The sequence below is a fragment of the Pseudomonas sp. SDO5215_S409 genome (assembly GCF_054071325.1).
Map to the genome: position 1 here is coordinate 49,724 of NZ_JBSVWN010000032.1, position 17,618 is coordinate 67,341.

Sequence of the window (17,618 nt, forward strand, 5' to 3'; positions counted from 1 at the left end):
CACCGAGCGTCACACCGGCAAATGCCCCAGCGGCAGCGCCCCTGGGGTTTTCACGGTCTGGATCGCGAAGTTGCTGCGGATATCGCTCACCCCCGGCAACTTCAACAGACTGCCGGTCAGAAACCGCTCATAAGCGCGCAGGTCCGGGACCACCACTTGCAGTAAAAAGTCCGACTCGCCCGACACCAGAAACGCCGAAATCACCTGCGGCAGCGCCGTGACCGCCAGGCGGAACGCCTCGGCCTGCTCATCGTTGTGCCGCTCCACCTTGACCCCCACGAACACCGTGAGGCCCAGGCCCACTTCGTCACGGTCCAGGCTGGCCTGGTAGCCCCGAATCACCCCAGCCTCTTCCAGCAGACGCACCCGACGCAGGCAGGGCGAGGCAGACAGGCCGATCTCGTCGGCCAGTTGCACATTGCTCAGGCGGCCATCGCGTTGCAGGGCCTCTAGAATTTTGCGGTCAAACGCATCCAGTTTCAGATTTGGCATAAATGAAATGTTTCGCCCGATGTCAGTGGCAGATTGTGCCAAGACTAGACGCCTTTACGGCTGACTACGCAAGCACCTGCCCCGCCCTTCGCCCCTAAAATGGCCCCACACATTCCGTATCGCACGCCGCAAGGGGTAGGCACATGGCAGAGCTCTGGTTGTTTTTAGTCGCATTGGCGGTGGTGTACCTGTTGCCCGGGCCGGACATGATCCTGCTGCTGCAAACCGGCGCGCGCCAAGGCAAGGCGATGGCCCTGGCCACGGCCGCAGGCCTGGGGTTGGCGCGGGCCTGCCACGTGGCATTGGCGGGGATGGGGCTGGCGACGTTGTTCAAAGTCGCGCCGTGGACGTTCGACGTGGTGCGCTGGGGAGGCGCGGCGTACCTGTTGTGGATTGGCGTGCAGTGCCTGCGGGCCACGCTGTTGCCCGACTTCAACGCGCAAACGGCTGCCGCGTCGGTGCACGCCTGGCGCGATGCGTTCAAGCGCGGCCTGTTGACCAACCTGCTCAACCCCAAGGCGCTGCTGTTTTGCTCGGTGTTGCTGCCGCAGTTCATCGACCCCCACGGCGCGCCGGTGGTGGCGCAATTCGCCCTGCTGGGCGCGATTCTCGTCGCTGTCGGGCTGGCGTTCGACACCGGCTACGGCCTGGCCGGTGCCCGCATCGGCCAGTGGCTGGCCCGCAACGCCTCGGCCCAGCGGGTGCAGCAATGGCTGTTTGGCAGCGTGTTGATCGGTTTTGCCGTGAGGCTGGCCTTTGTGCAAAACGCCTGAGCCTAGCGAAAGATGCTCGCCAGCAGCGCCCGCAAGGCGCGTTGCTGGGTGGCACAAAACACCAACAGGGCCAGCATGACGCTGAGCCAGATCAGCAACACTTTGAACGGGTCTACCGCCAGCGCCAGCAGGGCCCAAACCACCAGGCCGCCCGTGACGGCACCGATGCCGGCCCAGGCCACCAGCACCGGCTGCACCGCCCTGTGGATATCTTTATAGAGCAGCACCCGCGCCAGGCCCATCAACCCAACACTTATCAACAGGCCGCCGAACACCGCCATTAACGCCAGCGTGGGGCCGGGGCGTTGATACAGCAGCGCGGCCCACTCATATGCAGGCCCCCACGCCGCCATCTGTTGAAAGGTTTCCCGGCTGGGCAACCGCCACTGGGCCCACTGCGCCGGGCCGATGCTCAGCAGGGCGATGCTGAACGCCACCACCAGCAGCGCGCAGAGCCCCAACATACGCCAGGCGGGGAGCCCCACCTGCCAGTTCTGCACCGTGCGCAAGCGCTCAACGCCAAACACACTGCCCGGGTGTTCGCCGCGGGCGATCACGGTTTTCCCGTGGCGCCGAACGGCGGTGCCGATGACCACCACGGCCAGCCCCTCATCGAGCAACACCTCGCCCTGCTGGCGATTCGGCCCGGCGGTGGGCCGGTAGCGTCCCCACTCGGGCACTTCCCCACTCATTAACTCGATGCCCTCTGCGCAGATATCCACAGTGCCGTGGGCATCCTTGACGGCGAAGTCGATGCACTGGGCATCCGAGAACACCGTTTGCCACTGCATCCGGTCGCCCGGATCACTCCCTATGTATTGCTCGATGCTCAACCGGTAACCGGCACACGGCACGCCGTCCACCGGCGACAGGCGTGTTTGCCTCAGCACCACGGTGCCGCTGATTTTCACCAGGCCCGGTGCCAGGCTGTTCGAGGGGCTCAAGGGCAGGCGCTGATCGGCGCGATAAAAGGTTTTGTTCATCAGTGACCACGTCCCTGGCTGATAGGCACAGGGCCGCAGTCTAGCGTTAATCAGGACGCCTGGATGATGCGCGCGACCGCGCCCCGGTCGATTTTGCCCAGCGCGTTGCGAGGAATTACATCGACCACCAGGATCTGCTTGGGCACTTTGAACGGCGCCAGCCGCTCGCGTAACCAGTCGTGTAGCGCTGCCGGGGTGGTCCCCTCGGCCTGCCACTTGACCAGCGCGACCACGCGCTGGCCGGTGTCTTCGTCGGCCGCCCCGGCCACTGCGGCGTCGGCGACGTCAGGGTGCAGGATCAGTTGGTTCTCCACTTCCACCGGCGAAATCTTGTCGGTGTTGCACACGATCTGGTCTTTGTTGCGCCCCACGAAGCGGTACTCACCGTTGTCCTGCTGCACCATCAGGTCGCCGGTGGCGAACCAGCCGTCCTGGGTATGGCTGATGATGTCGCCGGGCCCGGTCCAGTAACCCAGGCTCAGGTTGGGGCCGCTCAGGAGCAACTCGCCCACGGTGCCCGGCGCCACGTCGACGCCGTTCGCATCCACCAGCCGCGTGCGCCCGGGCACGCCGCGCAGGGCGCGGCAATCTTCGCCGAAGGTGGTGCTGCCAATGCACTCGGTCAGCCCGTAGGTGTTGCCCAGCGTGAGGTTGAAGGTGCTTTCGAAGGTTTCGGCAATCTGCGGCCGGCACGCGTCGCCGCCCACGCCACATACGCGCAGCGAGCTGAGATCGCGGGGCCGCTTGCGCTGCGCGTCCACCAACGGCGTGCAGATGAAGGGTGCGACAAACAACGTGGTGGCGCCATATTGCTCGATGATGTCCAGCAACTGCTCGGCGTCGAAGCGGCTCATCATCACCTCTTGGCACCCATTGGTAACCGCCGCCAGCATCACCAGTGTTCCAGACACATGCGCCACCGGCGTGCTGCCGATCACGCAGCCGTCGGAGGTGATGCACCAGGCGTCGAGCCCGCCCATCACATGGGAGATGACTCGCTGGTTGTAGGCCACAAGCTTAGGCATGCCGGTGGTGCCGGAGGTGGCCAACAGCACGCACGTGGCATCGATACTGGTCGGCAACACCGCTTGGCCGGGCGACGCCGGGCCCACCAGCTGACGCCAGGAGTGCGCGCCCTGCTCACGGGTGTCCAGGCGCCGGGCCTGCCCCAGTTCCAGCTGCGCGACGAGCTCGAGGTCCGCCTCGTGGATGTACAGGGCGGGCCGCAGCCAGCTCATGAACTCGTTCAACTCGCGTGCGGTGAACTCGATCTTCAACGGCACCACGATGGCGCCGGTCATCATCGCCGCGAACAGAAATACCGCGTACACCGGCGAGGTGCGGACCGACATCACCAAACGATCACCGGGCACAATGCCCGCACGGCGCAGCCCCTCACTCAACCCCACCACCTCGCTGGCGAGACGGTGGTAGGACCAGACCTCGTCCCCGGCAATCAGGGCAATCGCGTTGGGCCGCTCAGCGGCGTGGCGAAACAACGCGTCTAACGGGGTTTGCGCAGGTAATCGGGTGTGGTCAGAAGACAAAGGGGTCGACATGGTTTTTTCCAGAGGGCCAGGAAGAAAACACCCGCGATAACGCGCGGACTCCTCAAAGGAACACGCGGCCCTGGCGATTTATTCCCCGTGACGCTTGAAGGCACGAGGTTGCCGCGAATTTTCTTGGCGCACCGAACCGCCGCGCGCTTATCGGCTCCAACCGTTGCACGTCACAGTGACGAAACCCCCCAGGAGTTCCCCATGAAAACAGCCCCCCTGCTACTGGCCTTGACGGCCATCGCCACCCAGGCCCACGCCTCCAGCCCCGAAGCCTGGGCCCAACTGGACAAGGCCGTGATCGACAGCTGCGTGAAAATCAGCCAACTGAAAAACGCCAGACCCGCGGGCACCGCCGCGCTGTTTGACGACACCGTTGGCTACAACGCGCTGTTGATCAAAGGCCAGTACCTTCAGCCGCACATGAAGGGCAAGACCGGCACTGAGCTGTGCCTGTACAACCGCAAGGAGCAAAAAGCGGTGAGCACCGACTGGAGTGACATGACCACGTTGCCCAAGCGGTAACGCTGGCGCTGATCAGCGCTGCCAGGCGGGGAAGCAGGGGCCGGTTTTCGCCCTTGCACGGGAACCGGAACAGGGTTGTTCGACACTCACACTCATTCGCTTGAGATTCAGGTGCGCCCACAGGGCTCGCGCAGCATTCCCCCCTGCAAAGGAATTGCCATGCCATTTACTACCTACAGTTCGACGTTTTCGGTAAACCAAAACCTGTTCAACGGCCCCGACGACCACCAGCGCGTCCCCCTGAGACAGGCACTCTCACACCCGGCCATCGCCGCCGGCAGCACGCGGCACCCGGTGACAGTCAAAGCGGTGTCGCCCCGTCAAATGGACGCACTGCTGGTGGCCAACCAGGCGATCGATGACACCTGGCAAGTACTCAACAGCGGTTCGGGCAACCAGGTGGCGCATCTGCTCAGTACCGACGGGGATTCGTTCAAGCGCACGATGTTGTCCCGCGAGGGGGCCAAATATGACCAGGTCGACCTGGCCCGCAATGCGGCGCGCTTCCAGGCGGGCAATTGCGGCGAGATGAATGCGGTCTGTGCGCTGCTCTGTGCAAGCTCGGGTATCCAACAGCCGGTTTCGCTGCTGGTGTCGCCGGAGCCGGACCATACCGTCGCACTGATCGGTGACCGTCGGGCGCCGGGCCAAAACGTGGTTGCCGACGCCTGGCCGGAGTTCGGCCGGGCCTTGCTGCGCGAAGACTGTTCGCTGCTGGGCCCGGACACCCACGTGGTGCATGTCTACCAGCCCAGTTATGCGCCGCAGGAGCGCACACGGTTGCTGTACGACGCCAAAGTCTCTCAGAAACAACTGGATCGCGACTTTGCCAAGCTCTTCCCCGAATACCCGAGTCGTGGCCAGGCCCTGGCCCAGTACATCATCGACAACAAGGAAGACCCGACGTATGTCCAGCAACACTCAACAAAGAACCTGGGGATACTTTACGAGGGTGTGGACAGCCAGAACCGCAGGCATGTGGTGGACCTTAACCTCAGCCAGGAACAACTCAAGCGACGCCTGATACAACTGGGGCTCGACCCGAAAACCGGTCACCCGATACCGGGCAATCGCCGCCCGCACAATACGCTGATGGACGATTTCAAAGGCGTTTTCGGCAGGGGCCGTGTGCGTCACGACAGCTTGAGCGCAGGCCCCGCACCCGTGACCGTTGCCTGGACGCCGCCCGTACAAACGCGTGCGCCAGAGCCCCGACCGCCCCAGGCGCCCCCCGTTGCAACGGTGCGCCCGCGCCATCAGTCCACCACTGCTGCGCAACAGACGCGCACGCCATGGGAGCGCAATCACGAGGTGGCGACCGACTCACGTGGCCGTCGCCCGACCGCAGACGTTCGTGCACCGCGCGAAGAGCGCCACCGCGACGCTCACGTCGATCCACGCAGCCGTCGTGTGCCCGAAGAAACCCGCGCACCGCGTGAAGAACGTCGTCGCGAGGCCTCTGCCGACCCTCGTAGCCGTCGTCCGACCGTAGAAACCCGCGCACCCCGTGAAGAGCGTCGCCGCGAGGCCTCCGCCGACCCTCGCAGCCGTCGTCCGACCGCAGACGTTCGTGCACCGCGCGAAGAGCGTCGCCGCGAGGCCTCCGCCGATCCTCGCAGTCGTCGTGCGACCGAAGAAACCCGCGCACCGCGTGAAGAACGCCGCCGCGAACCCTCCGCCGCCCCTCGCAGCCGTCGTGCGGTCGAAGAAACCCGTGCACCCCGTGAGGAACGCCGCCGCGACGCCCACGTCGACCCACGCACCCAGCGGCATGCCACCACCGAGCCCACCACCACCGCTCCGAGCCGTCGTCGCCGGGCAGAGACGCTGACCCAACCGATACGTTCTTGAACTCTCCCCGACCCTAAGGCAACACCACGCCGTTCAGAAGCAGTGTTGCCTGGGGCATCAGCGCGCGGGAGGCGGCGCCGCCTGGGCGCGTGTCGCGGCTGCGCCGTGACGGGTTACCGGTGGCGTGGCCTCCTGCGGCCTGGCCAGCCAGCCGGTGGTTTTTTCGACCCGTTCGATATAGCGCTCAATCAAGCGCTTCATGGCACTGCTGTCGAGCATCAGGAACGGCTGGCGCGTCCACAGCACCACTTTTTTCTGCTCGACAATCGCCGCAGTCAAGATCGGCGGGTGCTCCAGCCCCAACAAGTTGGTCTGCAACAGAATCGCCAGGGTCTGCGGGTCATCAAAGCGCTCCTCGGAAATCGGCAGCAGGCAACTGACGGTGAGGAAATCGGGCGGTGATTCGCGCAGTTCCACATTCAGCCCGCTGTCGAGGGTCATGACGTAGTTGGCGCTGTCTTCCAGGCCGCTGGCATCGACGCGCAGGTGCTGGAACACCGGCTGCAGGATTTGTTTCAATCGGCTTTGCATGGGTCAACCTCGATCATTACGGTTACGGTCCTGGCGCGAACCTTCGGCCTGGGCCGACGGGGTCCATTGGGTGACGACGTCCGACGTCTTGGTGCTCTTGGAGCCCAGGGCGCGCTTGAGACTGCCCAGCAGGGATGTCTGGGCCGCCACCACCGGCTCGCCTTTTTTGGCATCCAGGCCCAGTTGCTTCAGACGGTGCACAAACTGGTCCTGCGACAGGTCAAGATCAACCGTGTGCGAACGACCGTGGGTGTCCTTGCCGGTATACGCCACGCTCAAGTCTTTTGCGCCATGACGCTGGGCATACATGTATTCGGGGTATTTCTTGAGAATCGCGCCAGCGAGTTTTTTCGGATCCTTGGGCATTTCGGGATACGCCTTGGCGAAGTCCTGATCGATGTGCTCCTGACGAACCTTATCGTCGTAGATCAAGCGTGTGCGTACCCGCGGCGAGGCCGTGTCCGGCTCATAGGTATCGACGACATCCGGGTGGCGGCCCAGCAGCGCGTAGTCCTCACGGAGCATGGCCCGCCCGAACTCTACCCAGGGGTCCACAATCACCGTGCGGCCCATGCGCGCATCACCGATTTCGACAAACTGGTGATCCTGCTCATCCGACGACAAATGATTGACCGGCTGATTGACACCGGAAACGCCACTAAGCAAGGCCGCAATTGCTGCCATGTCACCGCAGCCACCGCCCTGGATGCGCGCAGCGGCGAGGGCAACATCGCCCAGATCGTTTTCTGTGCTCAGGGAGCCCCGCAATACCATCATGCGCTTGAACGAATCCCCTTCACTGGCAATCACGGCCCGGCGCTGGTTGCCCGCGCCCTTGCTCAAAATGCGCCAGGTATCGTCGATGACTTTGTTGCCGATCAGCAGCGCGTCCATCTCACGGGGGGTGACACGCTTTTCGGTTTTTTGCAGCGTGCCGCCTTCCAGCACGCGATTCATGGACACGCGAGTGTCGGGGTTTTCTGCAGACAAATGAGGCGCCGCCGCGAAGGGCGTAGCGGTAGAGTTCAAACGCATGAAGAGTTCCTTTCGCTCGCCGTGGAGCGACTCGGGGTGTTGACGCAGGGATGCTGCGCATAACGCCCGCAAAGCCTGTCGACAAGGCCTGGCGGCGGCTTTTAACGGGCGTAGACAGGTGAGTGTCGTGCAGGCTTGGGCGGTTCCCTCCTGGCACCGCAAAAACTGCCTTGCCGACCGATGGCACAGGCTGCGGCGCGGCCGGTGCCCTTCAGCCGCCCGTCAACCTGGACGCTTTGGCCCATACCCACGGGCGGCAAACAGGGCCTTGAGGTCGCTGGAGCGCAGTACGCCCTGGTCTACCAGCGGTTTGAGCACCTGTGCAAACGCCTGGATTTCTTCAGCGGATGCGCCGTCCAGGGCGTCTTCGGTCATCTCGGGGCCGCGTCCCAGCAACAGCGCTTTGACGTCGTCGCTGTCGAGGACCTTCAGCCGGTGGCTGCGCCCCAACTGATGCACGACGGCCGCGAAGGTGGCGAGGTCGGCATTGCACCAGAGCGTGTCGATCGCCGGTGTGTGGGCCGGGTTTGGCGCCGAGAAAATGGTCTTGACCTGGTCTGTGTTCAACAGGCCTTTTACCGCCGCATCGGTGACCTGGCCCATGAACGCCGAGACGGTGTTTGGCCGCTGGCTGAAGATCGCCTGGTTGAGCCCGCTGTTGCTCAACTCGCCCACCGTGGCCTTGACCTTGAACAACTCGAACAGGTCGCTGGAACTCAGCAGGCCTTTGCCGGCCAGGCGACGGGTGGCGGCCATCCAGGTCGACACGGCGTCAGTGCGGCCATTTTGCAGCGCCTCGAACAAGCCCGGAAACCCGCGATCCGTGGCCTGCAACATGGCTTTGAGGGTGGCCCCTCCTCGCGGGTTCGCGGCGACGGCCTTGCCCATCAGTTCCAGCAACAGGGCCGGATCGTCCCGGTTCAGCGCACTGCGAATAAACCCGGTCATCACTTCAAGCGCGTTGGAGCCAGCATGTGAGCGCAGGTTGGTCATGGCCTTGGCCGGGTCGAAAAAATCTGCCCGGGCATGCAGCGTAAACGCATGGCTGCCCTTGCGCCGGTAGCCCTCGAGCGGGATCTCAAGACGGCGCAGGGGGCTAAGGTCCTCAAGGTTCGCCGTCTCGACCCGGTAATGATTGGTGGTGACGTTGGGGTCATACAGGGTGGCGCACACCCGGCGCTGGTCCTTGATCTGAAAGTTCAGCGCCATGGCGTGGCTGCCCGACGTCAGCAGAAAATCGGCATTCGCCTGGCCTGTGCGCCGCAGGGTCTGGACGATATCCACCAGTTGAAAACGAAACATATCCGCAGTCACCACACTGGCGTTGCGCAAGGTGGCCGCGCCGGTCACGTGATTGAACGCCTGGTTCACCGCACGCAACTTGCCTTGGCCGAAGTAGCGCTTGATCGCCGCCTTGCTGTTGACCGCGCTCAAGAAGTCGGCTTTTTTCTCGCCATTGAAGTACTCGAAAGCCAGATGCCGACACGCGACGTGGCTGCGGCCCAGGTGAGAGTCGGCGTCCAGTTGCCGGGGGCCCAGGTCCACCTGGTTATTGAAGTTTTCATTGCGGCGCTTTTGCGGCTGGTACAGCGTGGTTTTAACGGGCGCAGAACCCAGGGTCATCCGGGCCAGGTCCGGCAGCAGCGCAGACGAGGACAAGCGCGGCTCCAATGACAGCGCCAGCGTATTCAACCGCGTGCGCGATGCGCCGATGGCGCGCTCCTGAAGGCTGTTTTGCCGGGCGGGCGCCGCCCGTGCAGGGGCGGCCGCCGGAGGCGGCAGCGTATCCGGGGTGACGGCGTCAGCGGGTGAATCGCTGACGATCAGGGGGGGTATTACACGCGCAGTGATCGTGGTCATGGCGGTCTGGACTCAAGGTTCGTTTGACAAAGACAGGTGAGCGTTGGCCTGGTGGCCGCAGGACCCGTGTGCATGCAACATCACCGTCCTCCTTGACAACCATCGCCGGTAAGCCGGCGATGGCGTTAGTGAAAGACCCGGGCCAATAACGATGTCTTCGCCGGTTTCCCCGCCAGCCCACGGGCGACGAAAAGCCCGTCCACGTCTTCCTGTTTCAACACTTTGCCGTCAATCAGCGGCTGCAATGCGCGCTTGAACGCGTCCATGTCACGGACACTCAACGTGCCCTTTTTCATCTTCGGCCCCTTGCCGAGCAACAACTCCTTGATGTCATCGGAGGCCAATACCTTGCGCTGATGGCAATCCTGCAACTGTTGCACCACGGCGGTCATGGAGCGGGCATCGGCCTGGTACCAGATTGTATGAATACCGAGGTTTTTAACCGAGTCAGCGGGCGAGAAGATGTCCTTGACCTGTGCCCGGGTCAATAAGCCCCGCGCCGCTGTCTCGGTCACCTGGCTCATAAAGGCCGTGATCACCGGGGTGTGTTTACCGGCCATGGCCAAAAACAGCCCGTTGGTTTTTTTACCGCCGGACTTCACCGTGGGCTTGCATAACTCAAACACGTCTTCGGGTTTGAGCGAGCCGCTCAAGGCCAGGTTGCGCACGCGGGCCATCCAGGTCGTCACGGTTTGCACCCGGTTGTTTTGCAGCGCCACCGCCATGCCAGACACACCGTTGGCGGCGGATTCAAAAGCAGCTTTCAAGTCGCGCCGATCCATGCGGTGGTCACGGTTGGCCTTGCCAAGCAACTGATCGAGCAGCGCGGGATCGTCCCGATCCAGTGCGTTGTGGATCGCCGAGGTCAGTACCTGCAGCGGTGGCGAATCCTGGGAGGCGCGCAGGCTCTCCAGCGCACGGTCGGAGGTGAAGAACGGTGCCTGGGCGTGCAGGATAAACGCATGGCTGCCCTGCATCCGATGGTGATGCAGCGGGAGGTCGAGTGACTCCAGGGCTTTGCCGTCATCGAAGTCGCGGGCCACCACCCGATAATGGTTGGTGGTCAGGTTCGGCTCATACAGCGTCACGCACACGCGGCCCTGTTCCTTGATCTTGATGTTCAGTGCCCACACATGATCGCTCGAGGTGATGAGCAGGTCAGTGTTACGCGTCCGGTTGTGGGTCATGATCTCGGCGATGTCCATGATCCGTTCGGGAAATGCATCCGCTGAGACCACACAGGAATTGTGCAGGTTTGCAGCGCCCGTCAGGCGGTTGAAGGCCAAGTTGGCCGAGCGCAACCTGCCGTTGGAAAAGTACTGCTCGATGCCAGCCTTGCTGCCAACCCTTTGCAAGAAATCCGCTTTTTTGGGGGTGCTGAAATACTCAAAGGCCAGGTGCCGACACGCCACCTCCGTTCTCGCCATGAACGTGTCGGTATCACCTTCGTGGTCAGGCAAGACCACTTGGGTATTGAAGTTTTTTTGGGGCCGCTTGGTGGGCTCGTAAAGCTGGTCTTTGGCGACCGCAGCCCTCGCAGGATGAGCCGCCTGCCCGGAGGAAGACGGCGCACGCGGCACCACCGACACTACACTGCCCGCCGTACCGGCCGAGAGCGCCAGGGTGTTCAACTGCGTACGCGATGCGCTGATCGCGCGCTCCTGCAAACTCTGCGGGCTGGCCGCCTCGGCGGACACGGGTGCTTGCCGGGGCGGCGCGGGCGCGGCCTGTGCGGCAACCGACGGTGCGGGTGGATTGAACGGGGCAACCGGCGGCAATGAGGAACTGATCTTGGGCATAGAACCTTGAATTGGACGCAAACTGGTGAGTGTCGTCCAGGCCCGTACAGGTTCCAAAACTGGCTAAAACGCCTGCCTACGCCGGGGCAGGCATCCGGTTATTTACTTGCGAAAGCCATGCGCCGCCAGGAGGCTTTTCACATCGTCCTTGTTCAAGGCCCCACTGCGCACCAGTGGCCGCAAGGTTTTTTCAAATGCCTTGACGGTATCCGTGGAGGCGCCGGACAACGCCGACCGGTTCATCCCCCGCGCGTCCCCCACTACCGTTTGCCGGATATCCGCGGCACTGAGCAGGTTGTGCTGCTGGCAGCGCTCCAACTGCTGTACCACGGCTTTGAACGTCTTGTGGTCGGCGCTGTTCCATGACGCCTCAATGCCCGGCGTGCCGGTTTCATCCGGGGCGGCGAAGAGCGCCTTGAGCTGCACCGGGGTCAAATGGCCCGCTATCGCCGTGTCGGTGGCGTTGGCCAGAAATACCGACACCGTCCCGGCCTTTCTGTCCACCATGGCCAGGTTCAAGCCACTGCCGGGTTGCCCCGGCCCCTGGGCCTTGAACAACTCAAACACCTGGCTGGACGTGAGCAAGCCCTTGGCCGCCAGGCTACCCACCGCATGCATCCAGGCATCCACGATGTGCGCCCGGCCATTTTGCAGCGCCAGCACCACACCGGGAGCGCCCTGATCAACCGCGGCCAGCGCCTGTTGCAGCGCCGGCCCACCGCGGCGGTTGTCCTGCACGGCCTTTTGAATGAGCTGCATCAGCAGGCCTGGATCGTTGCGATCAAACGCCTGCCCCATAAAAGAGGTCATCACCTGGGCAGGCGTCGACTTGGACCCGCTGGCCATGTTGGCCAAGGCATTGGCTGGGCTGAACAGGTCCGTTTTGGCATGGAGCGTGTACGCATGGTTGCCGTCATTGCGATAGGCCGCAATCGCTTTGGTGATCGTGCGCAGCGCCGCATCCTTGAAGTCCGTACCTTCGACCCGGCAATGGTTGGTGGTGTTGTTGGGGTCGTAGAACGACAGGCACACCCGCCCCTGGTCCTTGATCTGGATGTTCAGCGCCATCACATGATCCGTATTGGTCACCAGGAAGTCGGCGTTGCGCTGCTGGTTGAGGGTCATGGCCTTGGCGATATCCATCACCTGTGCATCGAACCGGTCCACCGACACCACGCTGGAATTGCTCAGGGTGGCCGCCCCTGTCACCCGCAGATAATCCTGATTGGTCGCGCGCAATGTGCCGCCGGCAAAGTACCCGGCGATGGCGGCGTGGTTCTTGACCGCGTCCAGGAACGCCGCCTTTTTCGGGCTGTTGAAGTACTCGATCGCCAGATGCCGGCACGCGACATGCGTCGCTCCCAGGCTGGAGTCGTCATCGATCTCGCTGTGGGGCAGCACCACCTTGCCGTTCAAACGGTCGTTGCGGCGTTTGCCCGGCAGGTAAAGCTGGTGCTTGGGCTCGACACGGCGGCCAGCGGAACTCCCCGGCAGCGCCCGACTGGACGACGGCGCCGCGCGCACCCCGGAACGTGGCGCGTTGGACAGTTCAAACGTGCCCAGGCGAGTGCGCGATGCGCTGAGCGCATGCTCCTCAAGGCTGCGTTGCGTGGCCGCAGGCGCGGCCGGTTTTTGCGCGTTGACCGGCGCAGGCTCCGGGGCGACAGGCTTGGCAGGCTGCTCGCTGAAGAACAGGGGCGAGGTCGATGCCGCGTTGATCGTGGTCATGGATAAACATCCTGTACAAGCTTCGGAGGATCAGATGGAACGCTTCTGGGCACAAACCACCGACGTGGCGCGTGCGTAGGCATCCAGTTTCTACCGGATGAATTCGACGCTTTATACACCCTCTCACTGTCTTACTGGATGAAGTACGACAGCGGGCTTAGACGCGTTAAGTGATCGGCGCCCGTCGGGTATCTTGCTGTTAGATTCACATATGCTATTCTGCCGCCGCTGTGACTACCCACGTGGCACAGTGTTGTCAAACTTGGAAGTTTGACCGTCATCGTCTAACCATGACGCGCCCCTCAAGGACATGAAATGAAGTTGGCCCCGCCCTGTTCGCTGTCGATCTGCTGCACTTATTTAAAACGCACTGCGTACAGGACGGCTGTTCTGATGACTGTCGTGCCCAACTATTGTTCTTCAGGGGCTGACCGGTTGTAAGTTCCCGTTCGGACACCCTCCCCCACCACTCTGCACCCCTGATCCAGCAACAGCGGTCACGCTGATGCCGTGGGTGCGTGCTTGTATCATTAATGGAATATGTAGGTATTGCATGGACACGCAACATGTTTTCACGTTGACAGACAGCGAAAGGAATCGCCTGGGTAAAGCCTTGAGCGACATTGCCTACGACCCCCACGGCAGCCTGCGCTACATTACCGACCTGCGCATCATGGCGCTGTCGATCCTGCCGCGCCGTCTGATTGATGTACTGGCTGAACAACGGGCGTCGATCAGCCCGCGCCCTTATCTGGTATTCAAGAACTTGCCCACGGATGAGCAAGTATTCAGTACCCCTGACCCGCAAGTGTTCTCGCCCGGGTCGAAAAGTCACTGGATCAGTGAAAACCTGATCATGACGTTTGCTTCGTTGATCGGAGAGCCTTACTCGATCGACTTCGAAGGCTCCGATATCGTGAACAACCTGATTCCGACCAACACTGCCAAACGTGAATACACGGGCCTGGGCTCTGAAGTCGAGTTGGACTTTCATATCGAGAACGCCGCACTGCGCTTCATGGAAGACTTCAACTTCTCGCCCTTGGGCTTGTTGCTGACCGGCGTGCGCCATGACCCGCAAGGCCCCTTGACCCGCCTGGCCGATGCGCGTGCCGCGCTCAAGCGTCTGTCGCCCGACGATGTGGAATGCCTGCGTACCCCGGCGTTCCGCATCAAGGTGCCTTACCGCTGGCGTCGTGGCGAGATCATGCAAACCGAGCCGACCGCGCTGGTACGCGGCCACCTGGATCTGCCCGAGGTCAGTGCCGTGTTTTACCCGGACATGGTCGAGCCACTGACGGCCGCTGCGGCAACGGCAATGAACAACTTCTACGCGGCCATCAAGGCAGTGTCTTTTGGTGTGGACATCACGCCGGGCAGCCTGGTGTATATCGACAATCGCTTTACCTTGCATTCGCGTGACAAGTTCAGCGGCTCTTTCGACGAGGCCGGGAACCCCATGCGTTGGGTACAACGCGTGTTCATTTCCCCTAACTTGTGGAATCACCGGAATCTGACGCAAGTGAAGTCGCGTGTTTTCCAACCTGTGGAGGCCCAGGCATGCTGACTACCTTCTTATCCATCCTGCCGATCTTTCTGTTGATCGTGGCTGGCTACCTGGCCAAGCATTATTTTCTGACCGACGAGGGGTTCTGGAAAACTGCGGACAAGGCGGTTTATTACCTGTTCTTCCCGTCGCTGCTGGTACTGGAAATCAGCCACGCCAACTTTGATGGCGACGCGACGACCCATGCCCTCGCCGCGACGGTGGGCGGCACGGTGATCGTGGCGGCGGTCATCCTCATCGGCCAGCGCATCGTCAATGTAAAGAACGACCTGTTCACGTCCATCTTTCAGGGCGGCGTGCGCTACAACTCCTACGTGTTCATCGCGCTGTCGCAATCGCTGTTCGGCACCGAAGGCGTTGCACTCTCGGGGGTGTTCGTCGCTTACATGATCGTGCTGACCAATGTCATGAGCGTGCTGTTGATGAACCACTACGGCACCGGCGGCAAGAAATCGGTGGCCGGTAGCGTGCTCGCGTTGGTGAAGAACCCGTTGATCATCGCCGCCTTGCTGGGCGTGGTGCTTAACCTCGCCGGGGTCAGCATCGGCGGTGCGATCCGGCAGTTCCTTGCTTACCTGGGCAATGCCGCCACGCCATTGAGCCTGATGTCGGTGGGCGGCGGGCTGGTGCTGAGCATGCACGCCAGCCGCACGATCGCCACGGCCTATGCCACGGCATTGAAACTGCTGCTGTTGCCCATCTGTACTTTCGTGCTGTTGAAGGCCCTGGGTGTGTCCGGTGTTTCAGCCAATATCGCCTTGTTGTATGCCACCGTTCCCTGTGCCGGCAACGCTTATATCCTGGCGCGGCAAATGGGCGGCGACGCTGAAGCGATGGCCTCGATCATTACCTGGACCACCCTGTTTTCGGTGGTCACGGTGACCGTGATCCTTGGCACGTTCCTGATCTGATGGGCAACCGCCGGTGCCTGTTCATCCAAGCCCTATAGAAACGACGAGTCGATGATGAATGTATTGATACCTGACGATTATCAAGGTGCCGCCGCAGCAATGCCCTGCTTGCAGATGATGGCGGCGCACACGGTCACCTGCCTGGGCGACCTCACCCGAGAGAGGCAGCCCGAGGCGATTCTGGCTCAGACCGAGTGCCTGGTGCTGATCAGGGAGCGAACGCCGGTGGACAAGGCGCTGCTCGGGAAAATGCCGAACCTGCGGATCATCAGCCAGACCGGTCCTGCGGGGCGACATATCGACATGGAGGCTTGCACGGCGGCAGGGGTGGTGGTGATGGAAGGCGTCGGCTCACCTCACGCACCGGCCGAACTGGCCTGGCTGCTGATCATGAGCGGCTTTCGGCGGCTTCATGAAGCGGTCACGGCGTTTCAGGACGGCCAATGGCAAGTCAACAGCGGCCGGGAGTTGCACGGCCGAACGCTGGGTATTCTGGGCTTTGGCAAGCTGGGCAAGCGGGTGGCCGGTTTTGCGCAGGCGTTCGGGATGCAGGTGCAGGTCTGGGGCAGCGAGCGGGCGCGAGAAGAGGCAGTCAAGGCCGGCCATACGGCCTGCGAGACACGCGAAGCGTTCTTTTCCAGCAGCGATGTGATCACCCTGCACCTGCGACTGGCCGACCCGACACGCGGCGCCATCACGTTTGAGGACCTGTCGCGGATGAAGCCCGAGTCGATGCTGGTCAACACCAGCCGCGCCGAACTGATCGCACCCGGCGCCCTGGAGCGCGCGCTACGCCTGGGCAGGCCCGGTTATGCCGCCGTCGATGTGTACGAGTCGGAGCCCATCTACGACCGACAGCACCCGTTGATGCAGTTGCCGAACGTGTTGTGCACCCCGCACTTGGGGTATGTGGCTGAACAGAGTTACGACGCGTACCTGCGCAGCGCCTTCGCCAACATCCTGCGGTTCCTGTCGGGCGATCACAGTCTGGTGCTTAACCCGAGCGCCCTGAACAAACAGGGTTGAGGGGGGTGGGGACTGGTTTAAAGCGTTGACGATGACCTGCCGCTGAGGAAGTGGGCAGGTTATCGGCGGGGCTACCCGTGGGAAGACGCTTGTGAAATCAGATACAAATGGTGCTTGAAAAAAGGAGCGCGAGGGCTTGCTGGACTGTAGGGGCTGCTCCCGTTTTTTTGCTATTTTCCTGATTTGCGCTTTCTGAAAAATAAATCGACTGCCGGGAAGAGAAAAATCCACTGAGCCCTTAAAGACGCGGTAAAAAATAGCGAAAAAACTTCACCGCCTCTCACTTCTCCGATTAACGATGAGTTTTTAAAAACGCTCTTTTTTATAGGCGGCGGTATTAATCGTACCGCGGCCACGCCCTAAAAACGGATATGAAAAGAACGCAAAAAACACTCTTATTCGGGGGACTTATTTAACTTAATGGTGCACATTATTGGTTAGCGTCATCGCTCAGTTACTTGCCATCGAGCTTAACCATAAAGCGCCGCCGACCCAGCGGCGAAATGTAGATTCGACGCCCCCCAAGCGAGTGACAGTCTTCGATAAGACCGTAGTCTTGATCGAGCAAGAGGGCTGAGGGCTCGCGCTTGACCTGAGCGGAAAAGGAACGAAGTCGCGTGGTCATCAGCCCCTCTATCTGGCGCGCAATCCCGTTTGAATGGGTGCCCGACCCCATTAGAGCACTACACTGTGAACCTACGCTGCTTTCAAGAACGCTCACTCCAGCCGCTCAAGCAGAGCAAAAATTTATGGAACTTACCTTCGCTACCTTTTCACTCACTTTTTTCAGACTTCGATGCATTCCATCGCTCGTCTGCCCGATCAAGATGATGAGCAAGGTGGTTAACGTGACCAAAGTAACGTCCCATTCAATATCCCACTCTCACAACGCCCCCAGCCACCTCGGAACGGATAGCCCTAGTGTGCTGTTTTCGAAATAATTTACTTATTGACTACGGCTTCAAGTGCCTCGCGCGCACG

The 17,618-nt window shown here is 61.9% G+C and carries 14 protein-coding genes; 6 read left to right on the forward strand and 8 right to left on the reverse strand.

Features of this window, described 5'->3' with window-relative positions; all coding sequences use genetic code 11:
• Positions 1–9 precede the first annotated feature (9 nt).
• Positions 10–483: an Lrp/AsnC family transcriptional regulator gene (locus ACW9H9_RS17305; protein WP_457344345.1), complete on the reverse strand. Its 474-nt coding sequence runs from the start codon at positions 481–483 to the stop codon at positions 10–12.
• A 152-nt stretch (positions 484–635) separates the two neighbouring features.
• Between ACW9H9_RS17305 and ACW9H9_RS17310 the strand changes: the two genes are divergently transcribed.
• Positions 636–1,265 carry a LysE family translocator gene (locus ACW9H9_RS17310; protein ID WP_457344297.1) on the forward strand — a complete coding sequence of 210 codons (630 nt, stop codon included), beginning with the start codon at positions 636–638 and terminating at the stop codon, positions 1,263–1,265.
• Between the two features lie 2 nt (positions 1,266–1,267).
• Here the strand turns inward: ACW9H9_RS17310 and ACW9H9_RS17315 are convergent, their stop codons facing one another.
• Positions 1,268–2,248, reverse strand: a complete 981-nt coding sequence (locus ACW9H9_RS17315; protein ID WP_457344296.1) for a hypothetical protein — start codon at positions 2,246–2,248, stop codon at positions 1,268–1,270.
• A 50-nt stretch (positions 2,249–2,298) separates the two neighbouring features.
• Positions 2,299–3,807 carry a class I adenylate-forming enzyme family protein gene (locus ACW9H9_RS17320; RefSeq protein WP_457344295.1) on the reverse strand — a complete coding sequence of 503 codons (1,509 nt, stop codon included), beginning with the start codon at positions 3,805–3,807 and terminating at the stop codon, positions 2,299–2,301.
• A 201-nt stretch (positions 3,808–4,008) separates the two neighbouring features.
• Between ACW9H9_RS17320 and ACW9H9_RS17325 the strand changes: the two genes are divergently transcribed.
• Positions 4,009–4,329: a hypothetical protein gene (locus tag ACW9H9_RS17325; RefSeq protein ID WP_457344294.1), complete on the forward strand. Its 321-nt coding sequence runs from the start codon at positions 4,009–4,011 to the stop codon at positions 4,327–4,329.
• Between the two features lie 159 nt (positions 4,330–4,488).
• Positions 4,489–6,180 carry a hypothetical protein gene (locus tag ACW9H9_RS17330; protein ID WP_457344293.1) on the forward strand — a complete coding sequence of 564 codons (1,692 nt, stop codon included), beginning with the start codon at positions 4,489–4,491 and terminating at the stop codon, positions 6,178–6,180.
• Between the two features lie 57 nt (positions 6,181–6,237).
• Here ACW9H9_RS17330 and ACW9H9_RS17335 read toward each other — a convergent pair whose 3' ends face one another.
• The 5 genes from ACW9H9_RS17335 to ACW9H9_RS17355 all read right to left on the reverse strand — a co-directional run bounded on the left by ACW9H9_RS17335 (position 6,238) and on the right by ACW9H9_RS17355 (position 13,133).
• Positions 6,238–6,711 carry a CesT family type III secretion system chaperone gene (locus ACW9H9_RS17335; RefSeq protein ID WP_457344292.1) on the reverse strand — a complete coding sequence of 158 codons (474 nt, stop codon included), beginning with the start codon at positions 6,709–6,711 and terminating at the stop codon, positions 6,238–6,240.
• 3 nt (positions 6,712–6,714) lie between these two features.
• A complete protein-coding gene (locus ACW9H9_RS17340; RefSeq protein ID WP_457344291.1) occupies positions 6,715–7,746 on the reverse strand; it encodes a hypothetical protein in 1,032 nt (343 codons plus the stop codon).
• A 222-nt stretch (positions 7,747–7,968) separates the two neighbouring features.
• Positions 7,969–9,606 carry a ShET2/EspL2 family type III secretion system effector toxin gene (locus tag ACW9H9_RS17345; protein WP_457344290.1) on the reverse strand — a complete coding sequence of 546 codons (1,638 nt, stop codon included), beginning with the start codon at positions 9,604–9,606 and terminating at the stop codon, positions 7,969–7,971.
• A gap of 125 nt (positions 9,607–9,731) precedes the next feature.
• Positions 9,732–11,405 carry a ShET2/EspL2 family type III secretion system effector toxin gene (locus ACW9H9_RS17350; protein WP_457344289.1) on the reverse strand — a complete coding sequence of 558 codons (1,674 nt, stop codon included), beginning with the start codon at positions 11,403–11,405 and terminating at the stop codon, positions 9,732–9,734.
• Between the two features lie 102 nt (positions 11,406–11,507).
• Positions 11,508–13,133 carry a ShET2/EspL2 family type III secretion system effector toxin gene (locus ACW9H9_RS17355; RefSeq protein ID WP_457344288.1) on the reverse strand — a complete coding sequence of 542 codons (1,626 nt, stop codon included), beginning with the start codon at positions 13,131–13,133 and terminating at the stop codon, positions 11,508–11,510.
• Positions 13,134–13,686: 553 nt separating this feature from the next.
• On the opposite strand from ACW9H9_RS17355, the gene ACW9H9_RS17360 reads away from it, so the two are divergent.
• From ACW9H9_RS17360 to ACW9H9_RS17370, 3 genes are read left to right on the forward strand one after another with little or no spacing between them, the layout of a single operon-like run.
• Positions 13,687–14,700 carry a TauD/TfdA family dioxygenase gene (locus ACW9H9_RS17360; protein ID WP_457344287.1) on the forward strand — a complete coding sequence of 338 codons (1,014 nt, stop codon included), beginning with the start codon at positions 13,687–13,689 and terminating at the stop codon, positions 14,698–14,700.
• The gene (locus tag ACW9H9_RS17365) at positions 14,694–15,611 is read left to right on the forward strand and encodes an AEC family transporter (protein WP_457344286.1); all 918 of its coding nucleotides are present in this window, start codon (positions 14,694–14,696) and stop codon (positions 15,609–15,611) included. Before ACW9H9_RS17360 ends, ACW9H9_RS17365 begins: the two co-directional genes overlap by 7 nt.
• Positions 15,612–15,665: 54 nt before the next feature.
• On the forward strand, positions 15,666–16,637 hold the full coding sequence (locus ACW9H9_RS17370) for a D-2-hydroxyacid dehydrogenase family protein (RefSeq protein ID WP_457344285.1): 972 nt from the start codon (positions 15,666–15,668) through the stop codon (positions 16,635–16,637).
• The last annotated feature ends 981 nt before the right edge of the window (positions 16,638–17,618 follow it).

Excerpts from the sequence above, each read along its gene's own strand:
- ACW9H9_RS17310 (WP_457344297.1), top strand. The coding sequence starts at position 636 with ATGGCAGAGCTCTGGTTGTTTTTAGTCGCATTGGCGGTGGTGTACCTG.
- ACW9H9_RS17315 (WP_457344296.1), bottom strand. The coding sequence starts at position 2,248 with ATGAACAAAACCTTTTATCGCGCCGATCAGCGCCTGCCCTTGAGCCCC.
- ACW9H9_RS17320 (WP_457344295.1), bottom strand. The coding sequence starts at position 3,807 with ATGTCGACCCCTTTGTCTTCTGACCACACCCGATTACCTGCGCAAACC.
- ACW9H9_RS17325 (WP_457344294.1), top strand. The coding sequence starts at position 4,009 with ATGAAAACAGCCCCCCTGCTACTGGCCTTGACGGCCATCGCCACCCAG.
- ACW9H9_RS17330 (WP_457344293.1), top strand. The coding sequence starts at position 4,489 with ATGCCATTTACTACCTACAGTTCGACGTTTTCGGTAAACCAAAACCTG.
- ACW9H9_RS17335 (WP_457344292.1), bottom strand. The coding sequence starts at position 6,711 with ATGCAAAGCCGATTGAAACAAATCCTGCAGCCGGTGTTCCAGCACCTG.
- ACW9H9_RS17340 (WP_457344291.1), bottom strand. The coding sequence starts at position 7,746 with ATGCGTTTGAACTCTACCGCTACGCCCTTCGCGGCGGCGCCTCATTTG.
- ACW9H9_RS17345 (WP_457344290.1), bottom strand. The coding sequence starts at position 9,606 with ATGACCACGATCACTGCGCGTGTAATACCCCCCCTGATCGTCAGCGAT.
- ACW9H9_RS17350 (WP_457344289.1), bottom strand. The coding sequence starts at position 11,405 with ATGCCCAAGATCAGTTCCTCATTGCCGCCGGTTGCCCCGTTCAATCCA.
- ACW9H9_RS17355 (WP_457344288.1), bottom strand. The coding sequence starts at position 13,133 with ATGACCACGATCAACGCGGCATCGACCTCGCCCCTGTTCTTCAGCGAG.
- ACW9H9_RS17360 (WP_457344287.1), top strand. The coding sequence starts at position 13,687 with ATGGACACGCAACATGTTTTCACGTTGACAGACAGCGAAAGGAATCGC.
- ACW9H9_RS17365 (WP_457344286.1), top strand. The coding sequence starts at position 14,694 with ATGCTGACTACCTTCTTATCCATCCTGCCGATCTTTCTGTTGATCGTG.
- ACW9H9_RS17370 (WP_457344285.1), top strand. The coding sequence starts at position 15,666 with ATGAATGTATTGATACCTGACGATTATCAAGGTGCCGCCGCAGCAATG.